Consider the following 18,126-nt stretch of genomic DNA (forward strand, 5'->3'; position numbering starts at 1 on the left):
GCACCGTCCGCCAGGAACGGACCCGGGCACCCGGGCCCGTTCCTGTCCATGTGTTCCGCACACCACACACGTCAAGAAGAGACATGAATCCGACACAGGAACAGGCAGTCTGGCTGGTCACCGGAGCCGGCGGCATGCTCGGCCGGGATGTGCTGGCCGCCCTCGCGGCCGAGGGCGAACAGGCCGTCGCGCTGGACCGCGCGGCGCTGGACCTCACCGACCCGCAGGCCGTGGGACGGGCCCTGGCCGAGCACCGGCCCGCCGTCGTCGTCAACTGCGCGGCCTGGACCGCCGTCGACGACGCCGAGACCCGGGAGGCGGAGGCGCTCGCGATCAACGGCGACGGCCCGGCCCACCTCGCCGCCGCCTGCGCCCGCACCGGCGCGGTCCTGCTGCACGTCTCCACCGACTACGTCTTCGCCGGCGACGCCGACAGCCCGTACGCCGAGGACGCCCCGACCGCCCCGCGCAGCGCCTACGGCCGCACCAAGCTGGCCGGCGAGCAGGCCGTGCTCAAGGCCCTGCCCACCGGCGGCTACGTCGTGCGCACCGCCTGGCTGTACGGCACCGGCGGCCCCAACTTCGTCCGTACGATGATCAAGCTGGAAGGCGTCAAGGACACCCTCGACGTCGTGGACGACCAGCGCGGCCAGCCCACCTGGAGCGCCGACCTCGCCGGACTGCTGCTCGCCCTCGGGCGCGGCGCACTGGCCGGCACCGCCCCGGCCGGGATCTACCACGGCACCAGTTCCGGCGAGACCACCTGGTACGGCCTCACCCGGGAGATCTTCCGCCTGCTCGGCACCGACCCCGACCGGGTCCGCCCCACCACCAGCGCGGCGTTCGTCCGCCCCGCCCCCCGCCCCGCCTACAGCGTCCTCGGGCACGGGCGGTTCGCCGAGGCCGGCGTCGAGCCGCTGCGCGACTGGCGCGCGGCCCTCGCCGAGGCGTTCCCGGAGATCCACCGAGTGCACGAGAAGGAGAACCCGGCGTGACAGTCAAGGTCAGTGTCGTCATAGCGGTCTACAACCCCGGCAAGTACGTCGAGGACTGCATCACGGGCGTGCTGCGCCAGAGCCTGCCCACGGACGAGTTCGAGGTCTTCTTCGTCGACGACGGCTCCACCGACGAGACTCCGGCCCGCCTCGACCGGCTCGCGGCCGAGCACCCCCACATCCACGTCATCCACCAGGAGTCCTCCGGCTGGTCGGGCCGGCCCCGCAACACCGGCATCGCGGCCGCCAAGGGCGAGTACGTGATGTTCGTCGACCACGACGACTGGCTCGGCGACGAGGCCCTGGAGCGGATGTACGACTACGGCAAGGCGAACGGCGCCGACGTGGTCGTGGGCAAGATGGCGGGCATCGGCCGCCCGGTCCCGCAGGAGCTGTTCCGGACCAACCGGCCGCGCGCCTCGGTGGAGGACACGCCGCTGATCGACAGCCTCACCCCGCACAAGATGTTCCGGCGGGAGTTCCTGAACGAGCACGGCATCCGCTTCAAGGAAGGCCGGCGCCGGCTCGAGGACCACGTCTTCGTCGTCGAGACCTACCTGCGGGCCGAGAACGTCTCCGTCCTCGGCGACTACCTGTGCTACTACCACATCACCCGCGACGACGGCTCCAACGCCGGCTTCCAGCGCTTCGACCCGGCCGGCTACTTCAAGAACCTGCGGGAAGCCCTCGACGTGGTGGAGGAGCTCACCGAGCCGGGCCCGCTGCGCGACAGGCTGTTCACCCGCTGGCTGCGCAACGAGATGGTCGAGCGGCTGCGCGGCCAGCGCCTGCTCAAGCTCCCCGAGGACTACGCCGAGGAGCTCTACCGCGAGATCCACGGCGTGGTCACCGAGCGCTTCGGCCCCGGTGTCGTGGCCGGCCTCGGCCTCACCCAGAAGGTGGTCGCCGGGCTGATCTTCGCCGATCGCTACGACGACATCCGTGACCTCGCCCGGTGGGAGGCCGACATCCGGTCCACCGGCAGCCTCACCTCGCTGCAGTGGGCGCAGGGCAGACTGCGCGTCGGCTTCGAGGCCGAGTACCGGATCGACGACGAGCCGATGACCTTCCGCCGGGACGGCGGGCGCGAGCTGCTCGGGCTGCCGCTGCCGGCGGAGGCGATCGAGGCGCTCGCCGGGCAGGGCGTCGAGCTGGACGCCCCGCTGGCCGAGAGCGACGTCGACCTGGTGGTCCGTCACCGCGAGGACGCCCGCCAGTTCTACCTGCCCGTCACCAGCGAGCGGCACGAGCTGCCCGCCGGGGACGACGCCTTCCGCCAGTGGATCTCCGCCCGCGCCGAACTCGACCCGATGACGGCCGCCGGCGGGGTCCCGCTCGGCCGGGGCATCTGGGACCTGCACCTGCGCATCAAGTCCTGCGGCTGGAGCAAGGAGACCCGGCTCGGCGCCGTGCGCGGCGAGGACGTGGAGGCCGCCCGCACGGCCGCGTTCCTCGGCGCCCCGGCCCGCCTGGTGCTGCCGTACTGGACCGACGGGCCCGGCAACCTCTCCCTCGACGTCGACCAGCACACCAACAAGCTGGAGGGCGAGGCGGTGGCCCGGATGGACCCGGCGGCGGCCTCGGTCGACGGCGCCACGGTCCGGCTGCCGCTCCCGCTGCATCTCGCGGCGGGCGACGGCGAGCCGCTGCAGCTCCGCTTCGAGCGCAAGAACGTCGGCAAGTACCCCGCCGACGCCACGGCCGACGGCACCGCCCTCACCGCCCGCCTGCCGCTGGAGCAGCTCACCGGCAGGCGCTGGGCGGTCCGTATCGGCGTACCGTCCCCCGCGCGCGGCACGGCGAAGTGGACCCGTCTGCCGGTGGACGTGGTGGTCGACGAGGCCGGCACGGCCCGGGTCATCGACCGGAACGTCCCGCCGGCCCGGCCCGCCGCGAAGAAGGCGGCCGCGCAGCCGCCCGCCGCGCCGCGCCCGCTGTGGCGCCGGGCCGCCGGACGGCTCAAGTCCGTCGTGACGAACCAGAAGAAGAACAGCTGAGGACCCCTGTCATGCGACCTCTTTCGATCTCCGGTGCCTGGGTGCACGAGCCGAAGGTCTTCCCCGACGGCCGGGGCAGCTTCCACGAGTGGTTCAAGGCGCCCGCCTTCGAGGAGGCGGCCGGCCACCCGCTGACCGTCGCCCAGGCCAACATGTCCGTCTCCAGCCGCGGCACCCTGCGCGGCATCCACTTCGCGGACGTGCCGCCCGGCCAGGCCAAGTACGTCAAGTGCGTGCGCGGCGCGGTCCTCGACGTGATCGTGGACATCCGCACCGGCTCGCCCACCTTCGGCCGGTGGGAGGCCGTCCGCCTGGACGACCGGGACCACCACGCCGTCTACCTCTCCGAGGGCCTCGGGCACGGCTTCATGGCCCTCACGGACGACGCGACCGTGGTCTACCTGTGCTCCGAGGGGTACGCCCCGCAGCGCGAGCACGGCATCCATCCGCTCGACCCCGCCGTCGGGATCGAGTGGCCGGCCGATCTCACCCCGCTGCTGTCCGCCAAGGACGAGCAGGCACCGACCCTGGCCGAGGCCGTCGAGAAGGGGCTGCTGCCCTCCTACGAGGCGTGTGCGGCGTACCGGGAGAGCCTGGGGTCCTGACCGGACGCGCCCGGGCTCCCGGCCCGGTCCCGGTCCCGGTTTGACCAGTCCTGAACGGCCCCGTAACCTTGACCGTCGGCGTGTCCATGGACTAGGGCACGCCACATCCCCGTAAACCTCTTCCTCCGGAAGCGCCGGGTGCCCTGCACCGGTCCTTGCGGAGAGGCCGCCCGTCGTCCGGACGGCTGGACTGCGGGGGTGCCGTTCCCGAGCGAGAGAGTGAGATCCGCGTGTACGCCATCGTGCGCAGCGGTGGTCGCCAGCACAAGGTTGCTGTCGGCGACATCGTTGAGGTTGACAAGATTTCCACCGCCAAGGTTGGCGACACGGTCGAGCTCTCGACCCTGCTCGTTGTCGACGGCGAGTCCGTGACCAGCGACCCGTGGGTGCTGGCCGGCATCAAGGTCCAGGCCGAGGTCGTGGACCACCACAAGGGTGTCAAGATCGACATCCTGCGCTACAAGAACAAGACCGGCTACCGCCGTCGCCAGGGCCACCGCCAGCAGTACACGGCGATCAAGGTCACTGAGATCCCCACGGCTGCGAAGTAAGGGACTGAGGAGAGATGGCACACAAGAAGGGCGCATCGTCCACCCGGAACGGTCGCGACTCGAATGCCCAGCGGCTCGGCGTGAAGCGCTTCGGCGGTCAGGTCGTCAACGCGGGTGAGATCCTGGTCCGCCAGCGCGGCACCCACTTCCACCCCGGTGCGGGCGTCGGCCGTGGCGGCGACGACACGCTGTTCGCGCTGCAGGCCGGTGCGGTGGAGTTCGGTACCCACCGCGGCCGCAAGGTCGTGAACATCGTTCCGGTCGCCTGAGTCCCCGGACTTCACGGCCGAGACCGAACGTTTCGCGAGGCGGACCTCACTTCCCCAGCGGGAAGGCGGGTCCGCCTTTCGCGTGTTACTGAAGAGACATATCCGTACGTTTTCGCAGTGCTGGAGGCACCCCACCATGACCACCTTCGTGGACCGCGTCGAACTGCATGTCGCCGCGGGTAACGGAGGCCACGGCTGTGCCTCCGTGCACCGTGAGAAGTTCAAGCCGCTGGGCGGGCCCGACGGCGGCAACGGCGGGCGCGGCGGGGACGTGATCCTCACCGTCGACCAGTCGGTGACGACGCTGCTGGACTACCACCACTCCCCGCACCGCAAGGCCACGGGCGGAAAGCCCGGCGAGGGCGGCAACCGCTCCGGCAAGGACGGCCAGGACCTGGTGCTGCCGGTGCCGGACGGCACGGTGGTGCTGGACAAGGCGGGCAACGTGCTCGCGGACCTGGTCGGCCACGGCACCTCCTACGTCGCCGCCCAGGGCGGCCGCGGCGGACTCGGCAACGCCGCGCTGGCCTCGGCCCGCCGCAAGGCGCCCGGCTTCGCGCTGCTCGGTGAGCCGGGGGATCTGCAGGACATCGTCCTGGAGCTGAAGACCGTCGCCGACGTGGCGCTCGTGGGCTACCCGAGTGCGGGCAAGTCCTCGCTGATCTCGGTGCTGAGCGCCGCCAGGCCGAAGATCGCCGACTACCCCTTCACCACGCTGGTGCCGAACCTGGGCGTGGTGACCGCCGGCTCGACCGTCTACACCGTCGCCGACGTGCCGGGGCTGATCCCGGGCGCCAGCCAGGGCAAGGGCCTGGGGCTGGAGTTCCTGCGGCACGTGGAGCGGTGCAGCGTGCTGGTGCACGTGCTCGACACGGCGACGCTGGAGTCCGAGCGCGACCCCCTCTCCGATCTCGACGTCATCGAGGAGGAGCTGAGGCAGTACGGCGGGCTCGACCGGCGGCCGCGGGTCGTCGTCCTCAACAAGATCGACGTCCCGGACGGCAAGGACCTCGCCGAGATGGTGCGGCCGGATCTGGAGGCGCGCGGCTACCAGGTGTTCGAGGTGTCGGCGGTGGCCCATCTGGGGCTGAAGGAGCTGTCGTTCGCGCTCGCCGGCCTGGTGGCGAAGGCGCGCGCCGCGCGGCCGAAGGAGGAGGCGACGCGGATCGTCATCCGGCCCAAGGCCGTCGACGACGCGGGCTTCACGGTGACGCGGGAGGACGAGGGGCTGTTCCGGGTGCGCGGTGAGAAGCCCGAGCGCTGGGTGCGGCAGACCGACTTCAACAACGACGAGGCGGTCGGCTATCTCGCCGACCGGCTCAACCGCCTCGGTGTCGAGGAGGAGTTGATGAAGGCGGGCGCCCGCTCCGGCGACGGTGTGGCGATCGGCCCCGAGGACAACGCCGTCGTCTTCGACTGGGAGCCGTCGATGATGTCCGGAGCCGAGATGCTCGGGCGGCGCGGCGAGGACCACCGCTTCGAGGCGCCGCGGCCCGCGGCGCAGCGGCGGCGGGACCGTGAGGCGGAGCGGGACGAGTCCCTCCAGGAGTTCGACGGGTTCGAACCGTTCTGACCGGCTGAACCAAGCCACGTGGACCGGCGCCGGTGACCGGCGCCGGTCCACGCCGCATGTCGGCACGAAGGCGAAAATCGGCTCGATCTTCCCGTACCGAACAAGTCCTCGATGCCCGTCAATTGAGGCGGCGCGAGATCCGCTGTGACCGGAGCGCGTTTCCCGCGTTGTTCCTGTGTCGCAACGGATCTTCTGTTGTCTGCCCATTTGTCATGCACGCGAAGGCTCGCGTTCAGTCCGCCGACCGTCCGGCTGCGTGAGCTTTCACGTGTCCAAGAGGTCTGCGAGGCAAGGGAGTTCGCCGATGACAAGAGCAAGCTCGCCCGACCGACGCCGCTTTCTGACCGCCGGCACCGTCGCGCTCGGCGCCGCCGCCTCCGCCATGGTCTGGCTGCCGGGCACGGCCCGGGCGGCCGAAGGCACCCTGCCCGACGGGCTCTTCGGCCTGGGGATCGCCTCCGGCGACCCGCTGCCGGACGGGATCGTGCTGTGGACCCGGCTCGCTCCCGACCCGCTCAACGGCGGCGGCATGCCGGAGCGGGTGGTCGAGGTCGAGTGGGAGATCGCGGAGGACGAGCGGCTCAGGAGGACGGTGCGCAGGGGGGTCGCCCCGGCCCGCCCCGAGTACGGGCACAGCGTCCACGTGGACGTCCGCGGTCTGCGCCCCGACCGCGCGTACTGGTACCGCTTCCGGGCGGGCGGCCAGCTCTCGGACACCGGCCGCACCCGCACCGCGCCCCACGCGCACGCCAGGAACGGCTTCCTCCGGGTGGCCCTCGCGTCCTGCCAGAACTGGCAGCACGGCTACTTCACGCCGTACGCCGACATGGTCGAGCAGGATCCCGACTTCGTCCTGTTCGTCGGCGACTACATCTACGAGTCCACGCCGTCCTCGGCGGGACCGCGCCGGCACGAGGGCACGGGGGAGCCGGTCACCCTGGAGCAGTACCGCAACCGGTACGCGCAGTACCGGAGCGACCCCGATCTGCTGAGGTTGCACGCCGGCGCGCCCTGGGTGGTCACCTTCGACGACCACGAGGTCGACAACGACTGGGCCGGCGAGGTCCCGCAGGACCCGGACAAGCAGTCCCACGACGCCTTCGTGGCCCGGCTGGCGGCGGCCTTCCAGGCGTACTACGAGCACATGCCCGTGCGGGCGACCGCGATCCCCAGCGGCCCGCACATCCAGATGTACCGGCGGCTGGAGTTCGGCCGCCTGGTGCGCCTCAACGTCCTCGACACCCGCCAGTTCCGCAGCGACCAGGCCACCACGCCGGCCGGTGCCGAGAGCCCGTCGATGACCATGCTGGGCGCCGAGCAGAAGGCCTGGCTGCTGGACGGGATGCTGGACTCGCCCGCCCGCTGGAACCTCGTCGCCTCGCAGATCATGATGGCCGAGACCGACATCCTGCCCGGCGAGGGCAAGCTCTGGTACTACGACGCCTGGGACGGCTACCAGGTCGAGCGCAACGCCCTGCTGGAGCGGTTCGCCGACGTGCGCAACCCGGTCGTGCTCAGCGGCGACCGCCATCTGACGATGATCAGCGACCTGAGGACCGACTACTCCGACCCGGGCTCCGAGGTCGTGGGCGCCGAGTTCGTCGGTACGTCCATCTCCAGCAACGGCGACCAGGACCAAGCCGCCTTCCACGCCCAGTGGGACCCGCTGATGGCGGACAACCCGCACTGGAAGTTCATCGACGCCCACCGCGGCTACCACCTCTTCGACATCCACCGCGACGGCATCGACGCGCAGGTGCGGGTGGTGGACACGGTGGTGCGGCCGCAGGCGGTGCCGAGCACGGTGGCGCGGCTGCGGGTGGACAACGGCCGCCCGGGTGTCGAACTCGCCTGATTCGGTGTGAAGACCGTGTGACCAAATCCTGCGGCTCATCCCTGCCCCAGGCCTTTCTCAGGTAAGTCTCACGTGTGAGTCTTACCATCCCTTAACCATGGAGACCGACTGCACGAGAGATGACGACCGGGTGAACGACACCGACCGCCCCACCCCGCTGCCCTCCGGATGCCGGCTGCTGCACATCGGCCCGCACAAGACCGGGACGACCTCGATCCAGGGCGCGCTGTTCGCCGCGAAGGACCAGCTGCCCGCCCACGGGGTCGAGTTCCCCGGGCGCACCCGGCATCCGATGGAGGCCGTGCTCGCCGCGGTCGCGCGGCCCGGGATGATGGGCGACGCGGTGCCCACCGAGCAGCACTGGTCGAAGCTGGTGCAGGAGGTGCGCGCGACCGGCGACCGCACGGCGGTGGTCAGCAGCGAGTTCTTCGCCGACGCCGACGACGACGAGACGATCGCACGGATCGTCGAGCAGCTCGGCGGCGACCGCGTGCACGTCCTGGTCACCCTGCGCCCCCTGGTGAGGATCATGCCCTCGCAGTGGCAGCAGTACGTGCAGAACGGCCTGCGGATGGGCTACGAGGACTGGCTGGAGCACATGCTCCGCAAGGCCCCCTACGAGCAGCCCAACCCCAGCTTCTGGCGCCGGCACCGCCACGACCGGCTGGTCGAGCGGTGGGTGCGCGCGGTCGGCCCGGAGCGGGTCTCCGTCGTCGTGGTGGACGACCGTGACCGGGACGGACTGATGCGCACCTTCGAGGCGCTGCTCGGACTGCCCGCGCATCTCCTGAGGTCCGTTCCGGACACGGCGAATCGCTCGCTCACCCTCGCCGAGACCGAAATGCTGCGCAACCTCAACAAGGAATTCCGCGGCAATGGACTTCCCGATGAGCTGTATTCCAGACTGGTGCGTAACGGCGCGGTCATGCATATGAAGAACACGTGCAGTCCCACGCCGCAGGACGTGAAGATCTCGACGCCGCAATGGGCCGCCGAGGCCGCCGCGCGGATCGGTGGCGAGATGGTGGACGGCATCACTCGTACGGGCGCACGCGTGCTCGGTGACCCGGCCCTGCTGTCCGCCCTGCCGAAGCCCGCGGGCGAGCAGCCGGGGGAGCTGCGGATCGCGCCCGACGTCGCCGCCCACGCCCTGTACGGCGCCCTCGCCGCGGCGGCCGAGGCGCCGGTGCGGCACAGCTCTCCGGCCAAGGCGCGCACGGTGCACCAGACGTCCTCGGCGGAACTGGTGAAGGTGCTCGGCCACCGTTGTCTGAGGAAGCTGGGCCGGCGCTGACCCGCTGTGCAGTTACTCACACGGCAATTCCGCGGGATCCGGCGGAGGGCGTCTCCGCGTCACCAGCAGTGCAAGGTGAATGCCAGGTGGCGTGTACATATGCGGTGAAGGGCGCTCACCTTGCACAGCGGTAACCGCAAGTGGGACCATTTCCCCGTTCCCTGACGCCCCAAGGTAGGTCCTCTGTGTCCCAGCGCATAGCCAAGCCCCGTACCACCGCAGTGATCCTGGCCGGTGGCACCGGCCAGCGGGTGGGTCTCTCGATCCCCAAGCAGCTGCTGAAGATCGCCGGCAAGGCAGTCATCGAGCACACCCTGACCACCTTCGAGCACGCCGACTCGATCGACGACGTCATCGTGCTGATGGCGCCGGGGTACGTGCCCGACGTGGAGAAGATCGTCGCCAAGGCCGGGTTCACGAAGGTCAAGAAGATCATCGAGGGCGGCTCGACCCGGAACGAGACCACCGAGCGCGCCATCGAGGCCCTCGGCGAGGGCCTGGCCGAGGGCGAGGACCTCAACGTCCTCTTCCACGACGCCGTGCGCCCCCTGCTGGCCCAGCGCGTGATCGGCGACTGCGTGAGCGCGCTGGAGCGCTACCAGGCCGTCGACGTCGCCATCCCGTCCGCGGACACCATCATCGTCACGCGCACGCACGGCGAGGACGGCGAGTTCATCACCGAGATCCCGGACCGCTCCCGGCTGCGCCGCGGCCAGACCCCGCAGGCCTTCAAGCTGTCCACGATCCGGCGGGCCTACGAGGTCGCGGCCGGCGACCCGAACTTCCAGGCCACGGACGACTGCTCCGTCGTGCTGAAGTACCTGCCGGACGTGCCGATCCACGTCGTGGCGGGCGACGAGTACAACATGAAGGTCACTCAGCCCGTCGACGTCTTCATCGCCGACAAGCTGTTCCAGCTCGCCTCGACGGCCGCGCCCGAGCAGGTGAGCGAGGACGCCTACCGCGAGCTGCTGACCGGCAAGACCGTCGTGATCTTCGGCGGCTCGTACGGCATCGGCAAGGACATCGCCGAGCTCGCCGAGTCCTACGGCGCCACGGTGTACGCGCTCGGCCGCTCCACCACCGGCACCCATGTGGAGAACCCGGAGGAGGTCGACGACGCGCTGTCCAAGGCGTACGCGGAGACCGGCCGGATCGACCACGTCGTCAACACCGCGGGCGTGCTGCGCATCGGCAAGCTCGCCGAGACCGACAACGCGACCATCGAGGAAGCGCTGAAGGTCAACTATCTGGCGCCGGTGCAGATCGCTCGTTCTGCTTACAAGTACCTGGCGGAGACCAAGGGCCAGCTGCTGCTGTACACCTCCAGCAGCTACACCCGCGGCCGCGCCGAGTACAGCCTCTACTCCTCGACCAAGGCCGCCATGGTCAACCTCACCCAGGCCCTGTCCGACGAGTGGGCCGGCGACGGCGTCCGCGTCAACTGCATCAACCCGGAGCGCACCGCCACGCCCATGCGCACCAAGGCCTTCGGCCAGGAGCCCGCGGGCACCCTGCTCTCCTCCGAGGCGGTCGCCCGCACCTCCCTCGACGTGCTGCTGTCCGAGCTGACCGGGCATGTCATCGACGTCCGCCAGCAGGACCCGACGGCGGGCGCGGCGAAGGCCTCCGGCTTCGAGCAGGCGCTGGCCTCGGTGCTGGACCGACAGGACGGCGTGTAATAATCGTCGGGAATTAGCCTTCCGTATTCAGGCCTCTGCTTTCCGGTGTCCATGCAGCGCATTGACCGGGCCGACGCAGGGGCCTAAATCCGTACCCCCGACGAATTGCCGCACACCCTGCACAGTCCAGATAAAGACCGGCACTCCCCCCTCCCAGAGCAGGTTCTCCGTGATATCCACCGCTATTCGCGTCGCACGAGTGGGCAGCGCGGCTGAGCTGGCCGCGGCGGCGCTCATGATGCTGGGTTTCCCGGCGCTCATGCTGGCCGCGCTCATCCCGAGCGTCTACGCCTTCGCGGCCGCGGCCGCCGTCACGTACCTGGCGGACCACTATCTGCACCGCAAGGACAGCTACCTGGTCAGCCGGCTCAGCAAGGTCCGTGCCGGTCTGTCGATCCGCTTCCTGATCCGGCAGCTGCTGCTGATACTGCTGCTGGCCCGGATGGCGCTCGCGGACAACCTGATCTACTACGGCGCGGTCGCCTGCTTCATCGCCTTCTACGGCCTGCAGGCCCCGCAGGGCGCCCTGGTCACGCTGATCCGCAACCGCCGCCGGATGCCGGTCGCCACCCGCAACGTGGACCTGAAGTCGCGCATCCGCATCCCGGACGCCCCCTCACGCCACCTGCTGGACCGTTCCGCCGAGAAGATGCTGCACCTCGACCTCGCGGCCGTCGTCGGCATCCTGGTCTCCGCGGCGGCGGGCACCTCCGTGCCCGGCTTCGTCGGCATCTGCGTCACCCTGCTGCTCGGCTGCCTGTACGTGCTGGCGCTGGTGCCGTACGTCCGCGGCAAGAAGATCCCGCCGAACCCGGAGAAGGTGCTCGCGGCCGTCGACGACTGGCTGCGCGAGTACCGGCCGCAGACGGTGCTGTACTTCTCCGGCTCCAAGGACTCGGCGTACCAGGTCAACATGTGGCTGGAGACCATGGAGCAGCTGGACTCCAGGCCGCTGGTCATCCTGCGTGAGCGCGTCATCCTGGCGAGCCTGGCCCCGACCACGGCACCCGTGATCTGCGTGCCCGGCGGTGTGCACCTGATGAACATGGAGCTGTCGACCGTGCGCGTCGCGCTGTACGCGGCCAACGTCGGCAAGAACATCCACATGCTGCGCGTGCCCACCATGAAGCACGTCTTCATCGGCCACGGCGACAGCGACAAGCTCGCCAGCGTCAACCCGTTCAGCAAGGTGTACGACGAGGTGTGGACCGCCGGCCGCGCGGGCCGCGACCGCTACGCCATCGCCGACGTCGGCGTCCGCGACGACGACATCGTGGAGGTCGGCCGCCCGCAGCTGGCGCCGATCCAGAGCCGGCGGGACGTCCCGGAGAGCCGCGTCCCGACGGTGCTGTACGCGCCCACCTGGGAGGGCTGGGACGCCAACCCGGGCAACACCTCGCTGGTGCTGGCCGGCGAGAACATCGTCAAGAAGCTGGTGAAGGCCGACCCGCCGGTCCGTGTCCTGTACAAGCCGCACCCGTTCACCGGCACCGTCAGCAAGGCCGCCGGCAGCGCGCACCAGCGCATCATGGCGCTGGTGGAGAAGGCCGCCGCCGAGCGCGCCGCCGACTCCCGCTTCAGCGTCGACGCCGCCGCCCAGGAGCAGGCGAAGGGCGACCTGGCCCGGATCGAGGCGCGCCTCGCCGAGCTGTCGGGCTCCGCGGGCGACCGCGGCGACGAGGCCGAGGCCACCCGGGACGGCGTGGCCGACGTCGGGAAGCACGAGGAGATCGCCCGGCTGCGCGGCGAGTGGAACGACGCGTACTGGCGTTCCTTCGGCAGCTTCGAGCACCGTGTCATCGCGGGCGCCGAGCCGCGACTGTACGACTGTTTCAACGTCTCGGACGCGATGGTCTCCGACATCTCCTCGGTGGTCTCCGACTTCATCGCGAGCGGCAAGCCGTACGCGGTGACCGACTCCGCCGAGCTGGGCGTGGAGGAGTTCAAGCGGCAGAACACCGCCGTGCGGGCCGCGGTCATCCTCTCCAACAGCGCAGCGGAACTCGGCGAGCTGCTGGGCGCCGTACGGAACCCGGACGGTGACCCGCTGGCGGAGGACCGCAAGGAGCTGAAGCAGTACCTGCTCGGTCCCGACGAGCCCACCTCCATCGAGCAGTTCAACAGCGCGGTGGCGGACCTGGCGCTGAAGGCGCACACGCGCAACCTCGGCCAGGAGTCCCGCACGTCGGCCGGTGCGGCCGGCGCGGACGAGCTGTCGGACCAGCTGTCCCCGGCGCAGCCGGTGCCGGCGGCCGGGGATCCGGACGGCACGACCCAGCGCTGACGCCCGCCTCCGTCACGGAGGAGCCCGGCCCCGAGGATCGCTCCTCGGGGCCGGGCTCTTTCGCTTTTCTTACCGCCCGGTGCGCCGTGTCCTGAGCAACTCCCCCCGCCGGTACGTACCTTCCCGTGAGTTGCGTCACCCATGTCGATCAGTGAGGCAACCTCCGTAGTCGAGTACCCGTCTAACACGTTGCGAATATGCGGATTCGGGGGAAATGCACCTTGACCAAGGGGGAAATGTGACCGTCGCGCAGCCTGATGTCAGTGTGATCATCGGCGCGTACGAGGCGATGCCGTATCTCGTCGAGTGCCTCGCATCGGTCGAGGCGCAGACCATCGGCCGGGGGCGCATCGAGGTCATCGCGGTGGACGACGGCTCCACGGACGGCACGGGGGAGTACCTGGAGGAGTTCGCGCGGCGGGCCGCCATGCCGGTGACGGTGATCCGGCAGGACAACTCCGGCGGTCCCAGCGGGCCGCGCAACGTCGGGCTGGGCAAGGCCGCCGGGCGCTACGTCTTCTTCCTCGACGCCGACGACCGGCTCGGACCGGAGGCGCTGGAGCGGATGGTCGCGATGGCCGACCGCAACGGCACGGACGTGGTGCTCGGCCGGGTCGAGGGGATCAACCGCAAGCCTCCGCAGACGATGTGGGGCAAGACGCTCGACCGGACGGACGTCTTCTCCTCCAACATCAAGTTCACCCTGAGCGCGCAGAAGCTGTTCCGCCGGGAACTGCTCGAACAGCACGGGATGCGGTTCGACGAGTCGCTGTGGACCGGCGAGGACGCGCTGTTCACCATGGAGGCGTATCTGCGGGCGGACGGCGTCTCCGTGATCGCCGACCACACCTGCTACTACCTGGTGGGCCGGGAGGACGGCAAGCACGTGACGAAGAGCGGTGGCTACTCGCTGCGCTTCGACTCCGCCCGCGCCCTGATGCACCTGATAGCCGAGCACGTACCGCCCGGCGAACGCCGGGACGCGCTGCTGGTCAGGCCCTTCCTGGTGACGCTGCTGCCGCAGTTCGGGCCCCGCTACCTCAAGGACGGCGAGCAGGTGCGGCAGCACAAGTTCCAGCTGGCGAAGCCGCTGATGGAGGAGTTCTGGAGCGAGGGCGTGGCCCGCCGCCTCAAGGTCGAGGAACGGCTGCGTCTGCACCTGGTCGCCGAGGAGAAGCCCGAACTCCTCAAGGAGGTCGTGGAGTTCGTCAAGGCGAAGAAGCAGGCCCCCGCCGTGCTGGAGCGGCGCGGCCGCGATGTCTACCTGGTCTACCCGCACTTCCGCGGGAGTGCGGCCGCCGTCCCCGACACGATCTATCTGGCGGCCCCTCGTGAGGCCCGGGCCTTCCCCGGCTACCGCGAGCACTCGGCGGGCGGCGCACTGCTGCGCCGCGCGGCGCGCAGGGCCCGGGGGGTGCTCAGGTCCCGTGACGCGGCGGCGCGGACGCGCACGCCGGGCGGGACCGCGGCGGCGGCCTGAGAGCGGTCCCAGGGAGGCCCGCAGGAGGCCCCAGGGGCCCCAGAGCGGTCCCAGGGCGTGCCCGAGAGCGGCCTGGCGGCCTCCGGGCGGGTCTGGCGGCCTCCGGGCGGCGCCGCCGCGCAAGGGGCCGCCCCGCCGGCTCAGGCCTGCTGCTTGCCCGACTGCAGCGCCTTGCGGATCGGGCGGCCCACCACGCGGCGGGCGCGGCGGTACACGGACGGCGGAACCGGGACGGCCCGGGCCCCGGCGCGTTCCAGCTCCCGTTTCAAGTGGGCGTTGTCCAGGGTCAGTTCGCTGATACGGGTCTGGAGCCAGCCGAAGCGGGAGGTGAGCGAGGCGACGTCGGCGTCGTTCCAGGCGCGGATGCCGGGCGGGAAGGCCAGCGCGCGCATACGGGCGTCGAAGGACGCGCCGCCGTCGCCGTGCGAGAAGGTGTTCTCCAGGCCGTTGTGGTCCAGGAAGGCCGTGAACCGCTCGAAGCGCTCCAGGTGGCCGCCGGTCAGGCCGGTGAAGTCGGCCTCCTCGTAGAGCCGCGCCGGGGTCAGCTTGTCGATGCGGCGGTGCGGGATGCCGAAGTAGCGGCACAGCTCCAGCGTCCGTGAGTCGCCGCACAGCACCGTCGCGGGCGTGCCCGCGAGCAGCGCCGCGATGTTGCCGTGGATGCGGGAGCCGAAGGAGAAGTCGTAGCCGCGCAGGTCGTCGATCCAGGTGACGGGGTCGATGTAGACCCGCACCTTGTCCTCCCGGTACATCGGGTGGTCCGGGTGTGTGGGGATCGCCCGCACCCGGGCGTTCGGGTGGGAGACGTCCCGCCAGTGCAGCTGCCGCGCGTCGCTGAGGTTCTGGCCGATGAAGGTCAGGTGCGGGTAGCGGGCGTACGCACGGTCGATGACCTGGTCCAGTCCCTGCCTCTGCACCGCGCTGTGCGAGCCGTTGACCGCGATCCGGGAGCTTGCCGTCAGCTCCGGCGCCTTCTTCTGTACGGCCAGTTCCTTGCCGTACATGAACAGCGACGGGCACCCGATGACCTCGACGTCCCGGTATCCCAGGTCCTTGAGGTACTGCTCGGTGAACTCGCCCCGCACCCCGATCGAGGCGCTGCGGTCGAGCACCGCGGAGACGAAGGCGCGCACCGTCGCCTCCATCGGCTTCAGCCGCGCCGCGTCCTGGTCCAGCCCGGCCTGCGCCCCGATGCCCAGCACCACCACGGGAATCCGCAGCCGGCCGATCAACCGCGTCAGCCGTTTCAGCGACGCCTCGAACGAGGGCCGGAAGGCGTTCGCCAGCGGCACGACGAAGGCGTCGAACTCCTCGTTGATCCGCTCGGCCGCGGCCACCTCGGACCGCATGCCGTTGGTGACGACCTCGGTGCCCGGTGTCTCGAGGATCTTGTGGGAGGCGTCACTGAAGATCAGGTTGCCCGCGTTGGTGGCGATGACGTCCCGATGGAGGGCTTCCTCCACGGGAAAGACGTCGAAGGGGCTCTTGCCCGAGCGCAGAAGGATGCGCTTCGTGGGGCGAACGTCTCTGGATTGCACAACGTTAAACCTAGATTTGCCTGCCCTTTGATTTCTATGGGCAACCAGTGCAACCTTTTTGCCGTAAGCGACGCGTGATCACACAGTTACAGGGTGCCTGTCCGGGGACTGGACCGGCGCGCGGGAGCCGGTCCCCTTCGCGTAGATTGCCGGGCGGGGATGCCGGAGCGCGAGGGGACGGAAGACCAAGGTGGCAGGGGCAAGGCAGGGCGTGAGCGAGGCCCGCAGGGTCGTCGTCAAGGTGGGTTCCTCGTCGCTGACGTCCGCCGCGGGCGGACTCGACGCCGACCGGGTCGACGCGCTCGTCGACGTGCTCGCCCGGGTGCGCAGCGGTGGCGAGAAGGAGATCGTCCTGGTCTCCTCCGGCGCCATCGCAGCGGGCCTGGCCCCGCTGGGACTGCGCCGCCGCCCGCGCGACCTCGCCCGCCAGCAGGCCGCCGCCAGCGTCGGCCAGGGACTGCTCGTCGCCCGCTACGCCGCCTCCTTCGCCCGCCATGGCGTCCGCGTCGGGCAGGTGCTGCTCACCTCCGACGACATGAGCCGCCGCGCCCACCACCGCAACGCCTCCCGCACTCTCGACAAGCTGCTCGCGATGGGCGCCTTCCCGATCGTGAACGAGAACGACACCGTCGCCACCGACGAGATCCGCTTCGGCGACAACGACCGGCTCGCCGCCCTGGTCGCCCACCTCGTCCACGCCGACCTGCTGGTCCTGCTCTCCGACGTCGACGGCGTCTACGACGGCGACCCCAGCAGGCCCGGCACCTCGCGGATAGCGGAGGTGCGGGAGCCGGGGGACCTGGCGCACGTGGAGATCGGCAGCGCGGGCCGGGCCGGCGTCGGCACCGGCGGCATGGTCACCAAGGTCGAGGCGGCCCGCATCGCCGCCGCGGCCGGCATCCCGGTCGTGCTCACCAGCGCGGTCCACGCGGCCGACGGGCTGACCGGCAAGGACACCGGCACCTACTTCCACCCCGCGGGCAAGCGCTCCGCCGACCGCCTGCTGTGGCTCCAGCACGCCTCCACCCCGCAGGGCCACCTGACCCTGGACGACGGTGCGGTGCGGGCGGTCGTCGAGCGGCGCACCTCGCTGCTGCCGGCCGGGATCGCCGCCGTGGAGGGCGAGTTCAGCGCCGGGGACCCGGTCGAGCTGCGGGACGGCGAGGGGCGTGCGGTGGCCCGCGGGCTCGTCAACTTCGACGCCAAGGAGATCCCCCAGTTGCTCGGGCGTTCGACGCGGGAGCTGGCGCGCGAGCTGGGCCCGGCCTACGAACGCGAGGTCGTGCACCGCGACGACTTGGTGATCCTGCATCCCTGACGCCCGTCAGAAGCCGAAAACAGGGGGAACGCCCCGTAAAACGGCCCGCTCCTGAGGTGGACGTTCCGCAAAACCGCCCCACGGACCCTTGCGGCCTGCTCAACTTTGTCTCAGGGACACATTCCGCACGAGCCCTGCTCGACCGTCGCGTGAAGGAGGCCGTCGTGAGACGAGTGCGCCCTGGGACGCCGTCCCGCGGCGGCGCCGGGAGTGCCACCGCCTCCCGCACGGTCGGCGAGGAGCGCGCCCTCACGAGCGTCGCGGCGGGCGAGCGGTACGAGGAGCCGGCCGACCTGCCCCGCCTGTGGCACGTCACCCTCAGCGTCTCCGGCAAGGAGGCCCCGCTGAAGGAGGTGCGGCGCGGCCTCGAACAGCTCGCCCACGACCACCCCTTTCTGCTGACCAGCCGCTACGCGAACGACCACGCGGAGATCCGCTACTGGGAGGAGGCCCGCGACCTGCACGACGCGGCCGCCGTCGCGCTGCGCCTGTGGGGCGAGCACCGCCAGACCGCCAAGCTGCCGCCCTGGGAGATCGTCGGACTGGAGGTCGTCGACCGGGAGACCTACCACCAGCGGGTCGCCGAGGGGTACGGCCCGCCGCCCGCGAGCCCGGTCGGCGTGCATCCCTTTTGAGCGCCCTTCGCCGGGTGTCTCGGGGTTTGGGATGTCCGGTGGACGCTCCC

General features: G+C 70.8%; 14 protein-coding genes. 13 read left to right on the plus strand and 1 reads right to left on the minus strand.

Annotation, left to right across the window (positions count from 1 at the left end):
- The first annotated feature begins 83 nt into the window (after positions 1-83).
- From rfbD to ACIRPX_RS04975, 11 genes are all read left to right on the plus strand, one after another.
- Positions 84-995, plus strand: a complete 912-nt coding sequence (rfbD, locus tag ACIRPX_RS04925) for a dTDP-4-dehydrorhamnose reductase (RefSeq protein ID WP_404188337.1) — start codon at positions 84-86, stop codon at positions 993-995.
- Positions 992-2,992 (plus strand): glycosyltransferase family 2 protein, encoded by a 2,001-nt coding sequence (locus ACIRPX_RS04930; protein ID WP_404188339.1) that lies wholly within the window; start codon positions 992-994, stop codon positions 2,990-2,992. Before rfbD ends, ACIRPX_RS04930 begins: the two co-directional genes overlap by 4 nt.
- Before the next feature lie 11 nt (positions 2,993-3,003).
- Positions 3,004-3,597 carry a dTDP-4-dehydrorhamnose 3,5-epimerase gene (rfbC, locus tag ACIRPX_RS04935; RefSeq protein ID WP_404188341.1) on the plus strand — a complete coding sequence of 198 codons (594 nt, stop codon included), beginning with the start codon at positions 3,004-3,006 and terminating at the stop codon, positions 3,595-3,597.
- Positions 3,598-3,827: 230 nt separating this feature from the next.
- On the plus strand, positions 3,828-4,148 hold the full coding sequence (rplU, locus tag ACIRPX_RS04940; RefSeq protein WP_384260991.1) for a 50S ribosomal protein L21: 321 nt from the start codon (positions 3,828-3,830) through the stop codon (positions 4,146-4,148).
- Between the two features lie 14 nt (positions 4,149-4,162).
- Positions 4,163-4,417: a 50S ribosomal protein L27 gene (rpmA, locus tag ACIRPX_RS04945; RefSeq protein ID WP_023550764.1), complete on the plus strand. Its 255-nt coding sequence runs from the start codon at positions 4,163-4,165 to the stop codon at positions 4,415-4,417.
- A 136-nt stretch (positions 4,418-4,553) separates the two neighbouring features.
- A complete protein-coding gene (gene obgE / locus ACIRPX_RS04950) occupies positions 4,554-5,990 on the plus strand; it encodes a GTPase ObgE (RefSeq protein WP_404188344.1) in 1,437 nt (478 codons plus the stop codon).
- 304 nt (positions 5,991-6,294) lie between these two features.
- Positions 6,295-7,845 carry an alkaline phosphatase D family protein gene (locus ACIRPX_RS04955; protein WP_404188346.1) on the plus strand — a complete coding sequence of 517 codons (1,551 nt, stop codon included), beginning with the start codon at positions 6,295-6,297 and terminating at the stop codon, positions 7,843-7,845.
- A 97-nt stretch (positions 7,846-7,942) separates the two neighbouring features.
- The gene (locus ACIRPX_RS04960) at positions 7,943-9,139 is read left to right on the plus strand and encodes a hypothetical protein (protein ID WP_404188349.1); all 1,197 of its coding nucleotides are present in this window, start codon (positions 7,943-7,945) and stop codon (positions 9,137-9,139) included.
- A 185-nt stretch (positions 9,140-9,324) separates the two neighbouring features.
- Positions 9,325-10,821 (plus strand): D-ribitol-5-phosphate cytidylyltransferase, encoded by a 1,497-nt coding sequence (locus tag ACIRPX_RS04965; RefSeq protein WP_404188352.1) that lies wholly within the window; start codon positions 9,325-9,327, stop codon positions 10,819-10,821.
- 199 nt (positions 10,822-11,020) lie between these two features.
- A complete protein-coding gene (locus ACIRPX_RS04970; protein WP_404188355.1) occupies positions 11,021-13,105 on the plus strand; it encodes a hypothetical protein in 2,085 nt (694 codons plus the stop codon).
- Between the two features lie 238 nt (positions 13,106-13,343).
- Positions 13,344-14,585 (plus strand): glycosyltransferase family 2 protein, encoded by a 1,242-nt coding sequence (locus ACIRPX_RS04975; RefSeq protein WP_404188357.1) that lies wholly within the window; start codon positions 13,344-13,346, stop codon positions 14,583-14,585.
- 140 nt (positions 14,586-14,725) lie between these two features.
- Here the strand turns inward: ACIRPX_RS04975 and ACIRPX_RS04980 are convergent, their stop codons facing one another.
- Positions 14,726-16,123 (minus strand): polysaccharide pyruvyl transferase family protein, encoded by a 1,398-nt coding sequence (locus ACIRPX_RS04980; protein WP_404188360.1) that lies wholly within the window; start codon positions 16,121-16,123, stop codon positions 14,726-14,728.
- A 211-nt stretch (positions 16,124-16,334) separates the two neighbouring features.
- Between ACIRPX_RS04980 and proB the strand changes: the two genes are divergently transcribed.
- Positions 16,335-17,441 (plus strand): glutamate 5-kinase, encoded by a 1,107-nt coding sequence (proB, locus tag ACIRPX_RS04985; RefSeq protein ID WP_404189255.1) that lies wholly within the window; start codon positions 16,335-16,337, stop codon positions 17,439-17,441.
- Positions 17,442-17,614: 173 nt separating this feature from the next.
- Positions 17,615-18,076 (plus strand): hypothetical protein, encoded by a 462-nt coding sequence (locus ACIRPX_RS04990; RefSeq protein ID WP_404189258.1) that lies wholly within the window; start codon positions 17,615-17,617, stop codon positions 18,074-18,076.
- The last annotated feature ends 50 nt before the right edge of the window (positions 18,077-18,126 follow it).

Origin of the sequence: Streptomyces sp. NPDC101225 (assembly GCF_044767585.1) — a bacterium.
Taxonomy (GTDB): Bacteria; Actinomycetota; Actinomycetes; order Streptomycetales; family Streptomycetaceae; genus Streptomyces.